Source organism: Terriglobales bacterium (assembly GCA_035624475.1).
Taxonomy (GTDB): domain Bacteria; phylum Acidobacteriota; class Terriglobia; order Terriglobales; family Acidobacteriaceae; genus DASPRL01.
Map to the genome: position 1 here is coordinate 1 of DASPRL010000176.1, position 5,940 is coordinate 5,940.

At 69.3% G+C, this 5,940-nt stretch carries 8 protein-coding genes; 5 read left to right on the top strand and 3 right to left on the bottom strand.

All coding sequences use genetic code 11. The features are described 5' to 3' along the window. Window positions 1–280: FtsX-like permease family protein (locus tag VEG08_07195; protein HXZ27770.1), on the top strand; the 280-nt coding region annotated here is incomplete at its 5' end. 168 nt (window positions 281–448) lie between these two features. Here the strand turns inward: VEG08_07195 and VEG08_07200 are convergent. Both VEG08_07200 and VEG08_07205 read right to left on the bottom strand, forming a co-directional pair. After that, a complete protein-coding gene (locus VEG08_07200) occupies window positions 449–673 on the bottom strand; it encodes a hypothetical protein (GenBank protein HXZ27771.1) in 225 nt (74 codons plus the stop codon). A 241-nt stretch (window positions 674–914) separates the two neighbouring features. Next, window positions 915–2,069, bottom strand: a complete 1,155-nt coding sequence (locus VEG08_07205) for a DUF6569 family protein (protein HXZ27772.1) — start codon at window positions 2,067–2,069, stop codon at window positions 915–917. A gap of 108 nt (window positions 2,070–2,177) precedes the next feature. On the opposite strand from VEG08_07205, the gene VEG08_07210 reads away from it, so the two are divergent. Both VEG08_07210 and VEG08_07215 read left to right on the top strand, forming a co-directional pair. Continuing rightward, window positions 2,178–3,104 (top strand): sigma-70 family RNA polymerase sigma factor, encoded by a 927-nt coding sequence (locus tag VEG08_07210; protein ID HXZ27773.1) that lies wholly within the window; start codon window positions 2,178–2,180, stop codon window positions 3,102–3,104. A gap of 5 nt (window positions 3,105–3,109) precedes the next feature. Next, complete coding sequence (locus tag VEG08_07215; GenBank protein ID HXZ27774.1) at window positions 3,110–4,429, top strand: zf-HC2 domain-containing protein; 1,320 nt, start codon at window positions 3,110–3,112, stop codon at window positions 4,427–4,429. Window positions 4,430–4,435: 6 nt separating this feature from the next. Here VEG08_07215 and VEG08_07220 read toward each other — a convergent pair whose 3' ends face one another. Beyond that, window positions 4,436–4,603, bottom strand: a complete 168-nt coding sequence (locus VEG08_07220) for a Trm112 family protein (GenBank protein ID HXZ27775.1) — start codon at window positions 4,601–4,603, stop codon at window positions 4,436–4,438. A 139-nt stretch (window positions 4,604–4,742) separates the two neighbouring features. On the opposite strand from VEG08_07220, the gene VEG08_07225 reads away from it, so the two are divergent. Continuing rightward, window positions 4,743–5,696, top strand: a complete 954-nt coding sequence (locus VEG08_07225) for a bifunctional 5,10-methylenetetrahydrofolate dehydrogenase/5,10-methenyltetrahydrofolate cyclohydrolase (protein ID HXZ27776.1) — start codon at window positions 4,743–4,745, stop codon at window positions 5,694–5,696. 9 nt (window positions 5,697–5,705) lie between these two features. After that, a partial coding sequence (gene coaE / locus VEG08_07230) for a dephospho-CoA kinase (GenBank protein ID HXZ27777.1) occupies window positions 5,706–5,940 on the top strand: 235 nt, incomplete at its 3' end.

Consider the following 5,940-nt stretch of genomic DNA (forward strand, 5'->3'; position numbering starts at 1 on the left):
CGGCATCCGCAAGGCGGTGGGGGCGACCCGCCGCGACATCCGCTTCCAGTTCCTGGCGGAGGCGGTGTTCATCTCGGTGTGCGGCGGGGTGGTGGGGACGCTGATCGGGCTGGCCCTGCCCTTCTCCGTGCGCTTCTTCACCAGCTTCCGCATCCCCATCTCGGGGCTTTCGGCGGTAATCGCCATCCTGGTGTCGTCGCTGGTGGGCATCGTCTTCGGCACGGTGCCGGCAGCCCTGGCCGCCAAGCAGGACCCGGTGGTCTCGCTGCGCTACGAGTAGTTCCCAGTTCCCAGTTCCCGGTTCTCAGTTCCCAGTTTGGGCCGGCAATTTGACTGGGAACCGGCAACCGGGAACTGGGAACTCAAACAAGAAAGCCGGGCTGGTTGGCCCGGCTTTCTCAATCTTGGTGCCGGCGTGAATGGGCGCGCCTGGTTGAGCGCGGCCCGGTCACATCACCAGCGCCAGATTCTCGAGTTCATGCTGGATGGCTTCCAGCGAGCAGCCCTTGCTGCCCACGCGCCCGGCGGCCTCCATGGCCGCGTCCGGGGAGACCCCGAAGCCGTGGCCCATCATGAACATCTGCAGCATCTCGCCGGCCTGGCGGTGGTCCAACCCGCCTTCCAGTAGCTCACTGCGCAACGCTGTCAACTCCGTCACCGCGAAGCGTTCCATTCGGGATCACCTCCGATCCCTTTACTTCCTTGCTTGTTGACTTAGACTCACTCCGGGCCCAAAACGTTGCAGGCGGAATCTCCTTTTTCCGCCTTGGGTTATGGGGAGGCATCGTCGGAAGCCGCGGATTTGGCGGCTTCCGCGCCCTCGGCTCCAGGCAAGGCAGCGCAGGCAGCCCGCTGGGAACCGCCTGCGCTGCGGCCGGCGCGGGACCCGCGACCCGCGCACGCTCGTTGTGGGCCTACTCCGCCATCTTGGCCCAGTGCACCTCGAAGCCGGTCTTGGGCAGCAGCGAGGTCAATTCGAAGACCTTGTAGCCGGGACCGGTGATCTCGGTCTGGCGGAAGACCCCGGGCTCGCTCTCCGAGACCTCGCGCGTGCCCTGCAGTTGCTCCAGGAAGTCCTGGGCCGCCTCCACGCTGACGGCCTTGCCCGCCGCCCGCGTGGTCACCGCCTCGGCGGCGTAGGAGCGCACCAGCTTGGGCCAGTACTTCTCCAGCAGGGCGGGAGAGGCGAAGACGTCGGCCCAGATCAGCCGCCCGTTCACCGCCACCACCACCCCCACGGCATTGCGGGCCTTGAGTTCCCGGATCAGACTGCTGTAGGAGTGCTCGATGGGAGCGGCCACCGCATCCACCTGGGCCTTGGCGGCGGGAGCGTCCATGGCGCGAGCGTAGGAGCTGGTCGCGGTGACCTGATCCGCCGCGTCCCTTCCGCCGGTAAGCCCGCCGTAGGCGCTGGGGGCAGCCGGCGCCGCCTCCACCGCGCTCGCCATCGCGGAACGGGAACGGCCGACCTCGTCCCAGACCTTCTGCTGGTCCTTGTCGCCCATGGCTTCCTTGCGCACGCTGGGCTGGGCCATGGGGGTGGCCTTGGCGTCGAATTGCGCGCTGGCGCCGACCCAGCGCCCCGGCTCCACGCAGAAGACGCTGAGATCGATGGGATCGCTCTGCGGGGGCACGATGCGGTCCTTGCCCACCACCCGGTCCTGCTTGCCGCCGGTCACGATCTCGCCGGCCAGCAGGATCAAGGGCTTGTCGGAGTTGTTGAGCAGGACCAGGCGGTTGACCTGGGCGCCGCCGCCGGAGTAGCCGCGCGCCCGCGGACCGCGGCGCAGACCCTCGACCTGCCCGGATTCGGCGACCACCACTTCGCCCGAGCGCAGGCCTTCGTCCAGGGTGATGAAGGCGCGAGTGTCGTAGGTGGTGCCGGCCACCACCGGAAAGATGGTCAGGTTGCCATGGCTGATGGGGGCGAGTACCTTGTAGCCGGAAGCCGGGGCGGGCAACTCGCCCGCGTTGGCGTCGGGGGTCCCGGCGCCCTCCCAGAGCACGGCGCCCAGCATCAGAACAGCCGCGGCAGCCAGCGCGAGTCCTGCTTTCTGCGATTGCTTCATAAGAACCTCCACAGTCGAAAGGGGGTCGGGGACACCGGTCCCCGCACGCTGAAGGAACGGCGCCGCCGCCCCTTCTTGCACCAAAAACTGCTACCATCACGCCCAGGGATGCCCCACAAAGCCGCGGTGGACCTCAGACGGCTGCAAGCGCTCTTCCAGGAGCTTTTCCGGAAGAGCGAGGGGGAGCAGTACGGCCTGACGGCGGTGGATTTCTTTCGCATCCTGGCGGAGGTGGGGGCCAAGTACCTGCCCACGTCGGCCGGGGAGACCGAGGCCCGCGCTCTCTACGAGAGCCTGCGGGCGGAGGAGCTGGCGCTGGCGCGCGGCTGCGCCGCCGGCAGCGAGCGCGCCTGGGAGGTCTTCCTCACCCGCTTCCGCGCCAAGCTCTACGACGCCGCCCGCGCCATCACCCGCGACGACACCTCCGGACGCGAACTGGCCGACTCCCTCTACGCCTCCCTCTATGGCACCGAGACGCGCGAGGGCGTGCGCGTCTCCAAACTGACCTTCTACATGGGCCGGGGATCGCTGGAAGGCTGGCTGCGCACCGTGCTGGCGCAGGAGTACGTCAACCAGTACCGCAAGCGGCGGCGCGAGGTCAGCCTGGACGAGCACTTGGAGCAGGGCGAGCAGTTCGCCGAGCCGGCCACCGCCGGTGGCAACCCGGGGACGCTGCCCGCCGATCCTGCCACCGGGGCGGACCCGCGCCTGGAGGCCGCCGCCGACGAGGCCCTGGCCTCGCTCGACGCCGAAGAGAGGTTTATGCTGGCCTCGTACTATCTCGACGGGCGCACCCTGGCCCAGATCGCGCGCACCCTGGGTGTGCACGAGTCCACCATCAGCCGCAAGCTGGAGAAACTGGCCCAGGCGCTGCGCAAGAAGACGCTGGCCGCGCTGGAGCGCCGGGGCATGAGCCGGCGCCAGTCCGAGGAGGCGCTGGAGGCCGACGTGCGCGATCTTTCCGTGGACGTGCGCGGACGTTTGGCGCAAGAAATGAGCGCCCGCCCGTTCCAAGCTAGGAGAAGCAGGGAATAGTCGTTATGGCCGAGCTCCCCAAAATCGTGCGCCAGCGGCTCCGGGCAGGCGGCGGTGAAACCCATCCCGACGCCGACCTGCTGACCGCCTTCGCCGAAAAGGCGCTGGGCGAGCGCGAGCGCGCGCAGGTGCTCGACCATCTGGCCGCCTGCGCCGCCTGCCGCGAGGTGGTGGCACTGGCCCTCCCGCAGGAAGAAGGGGAGCAAGCCGTCGCCGCGCCTCAGGGCATCCGCGGCTGGGTGCTGCGCTGGCAGACGGCGGCGGCGCTGGCCACGGTGGCGGTAGCAGCGATCGCCCTGCTGACCATCCCCGACGCTTACTTCCGCTCGCGCGCGCCCGTGCAGGTCGCCAAATCGCCCGCTACATCCGCCGCCGCGCGTGAGGAAAGCAGCGCGGCCGCGAACCAGCCCGCGCACTCCGAAGCCGACGCGGCGAGGAAGCAGGCCGAAGCCAGGACCACTGTGGCTGGGAACAAGAAGGAGGCGGGCGTCCAGGGTGCGGGCGAGGGCGGGGCCGTCTCCGCGGTGCTGGCCGACGCGGAGCGCGGCCGCCGCGATGAATCCAAAGACAAGCTGAGCCGCACCCTGCCCGCCCCGCCGGCAAAGGAAGGCCAGGTCTCGACCTTCACCGCCGAAGTCGCCAAGCAGGCGCCGCCGCCGCCCCCGGCCACCTATGACCTCAAGACCGCACAGGCCGCCCCCGCGGCCCCGACCTACCAGGCCAAGGCTCAGCCCGCGGGCGGAGAGAAGAAGCAGGTGGTGGGCGGGCTGGTGACTCCCGGAGTCTCCCAACAGCAGCCCGAGAGCGGCGCCGGCAAGGGGACGGCGACCGCGGCGCCCGTGGCGGCGGACCAGGCACAGGTTGCCGGGCAGGCGCAGGCCGCACCGGCCCAGGCGCCGGCGCGCGCCAGCAATGAGACCGTGCAAATCACGGTTGAGAGCGTGGCCGTGGCGCCGCTGTGGCGTATCACCCCGGCGGGCCACTTGGAACGCTCCCAGGACGCCGGCCGCAGTTGGCGGGTGGTCCCGGTGAGCGGGGGCGGGGTGTGGAACGCGGTGTCGTCCGTGGGCGAGAACGTGTGGGCGGGCGGCCACCGCCAGCGCACGGCGGCCCTCTATCATTCCGGCGATGGCGGCGCCCATTGGACGCGCCTGGACTTCACCGGGCCGGCCGGCGCGGCGCCGCCCGCCGACGTGGTGGCGCTCAACTTCACCGACGCCCAGCACGGGGTGATGACGGTGGTAGCGGCCGCGGATCCACGGCTGCGCCAGATCTGGACCACGGCCGACGGCGGCCACACCTGGACGGCGCCCGCCGTCCACTGAGCCGCCCTACTCCTCCATCGTGGCTTCGTCGATCAACAGGACGGGGATGTCGTCGCGCACGGGATAGACGCGCTTGCAGGCGGCGCACTTGAGGGTCTGCTTCTCCGCGTTGTACTCCAGCGGCTGCTTGCAGTCGGGACAGACGATGATCTCCAGCAGGTCTTTGGCCAGCATGGCCGACATTCTATCGCGCTGCCCCCTGCAGGCTAAGAGCTAAGAGCTAAGAGCTTTCTGCCATCACATCTTTTCCTCAGCGGTTTACGCTACAATCGCCTCGCCTCATAGAATAAGGATGTAACCTCCCGAGGAGACGATGGCAGCCATCCTTCTGGACGGAAACAAGATCTCCGCCGAGATCAAGGCGGAGGTGGCGGAGGAGGTCAAGTCGCTGACCGACGCGGGCCTGCGGCCCGGCCTGGCGGTGGTGCTGGCCGGGCACAATCCCGCCAGCGAGATCTACGTCGCCAACAAGGTGAAGACCTGCGAGGCGCTGGGCATGCTCAGCGAAAAATACACCCCGCCCGACACCGTCACCACCCACGAACTGCTGGAGCTGGTGCACGACATGAACCGGCGCGACGAGATTGACGGCATCCTGGTCCAGCTCCCTCTGCCCAAGCAGGTGGACGCCAAGGCGGTGCTGGAGGCGGTCTCGCCCGCCAAGGACGTGGACGGCTTCCATCCCATGAACGTCGGCTACCTCTCCACCCAGCGCCCAGGACTCACGCCCTGCACCCCCGCCGGCATCATGGAGATGCTGCGGCGCTACGAGATCCCCATCATGGGCGCGGAGGCGGTGGTGGTCGGCCGCAGCGACATCGTGGGCAAGCCCATGGCCATGCTGCTGCTCAACGCCAACGCCACCGTCACGGTCTGCCACTCCAAGACCCACGACCTGCCCAAGGTGTGCCACCGCGCCGACATCCTGGTGGCGGCCATGGGGCGCGCCGGCTTCGTCACTCGCGAGTTCGTCAAGCCCGGCGCCACCGTCATCGACGTGGGCATGAACAAGATCACCGAGCGCGCCGAGTTCGACCGCTACTTCAAGGGCAACGAGAAGCGCGAGGCCGCCTTCTTGAAGAACGGCTCCACCCTGATCGGCGACGTGCACCCCGAGGTGGCCGAGATCGCCGGCGCCCTCACTCCCGTGCCGGGAGGCGTGGGCCCGCTCACCATCGCCATGCTCATGGCCAACACCGTCAAGGCCTGCAAGCTGCGCCGCGGCCACACCCTGAAGCAGCCGGCGCTGACCTCGGAGCGCGCCTAGTTGCTGCGGGTGGGGCTCACCGGCGGGGTGGCCTGCGGCAAGACCACGGTGGCCGAGATGCTGCGCGCCCGCGGCGCCCACATCGTTTACGCCGACGAGATCGCCCACCAACTCATGGCCCCCGGCCAGCCCGTCTATCAGGAAGTGGTGAAGGCCTTCGGCCCGGGCGTTCTGCAGCCCGACGGCCAGATCGATCGCGCCAAGCTGGCGGAGGCGGCTTTCGGCGCGGGGCGCGTCAAAGAGC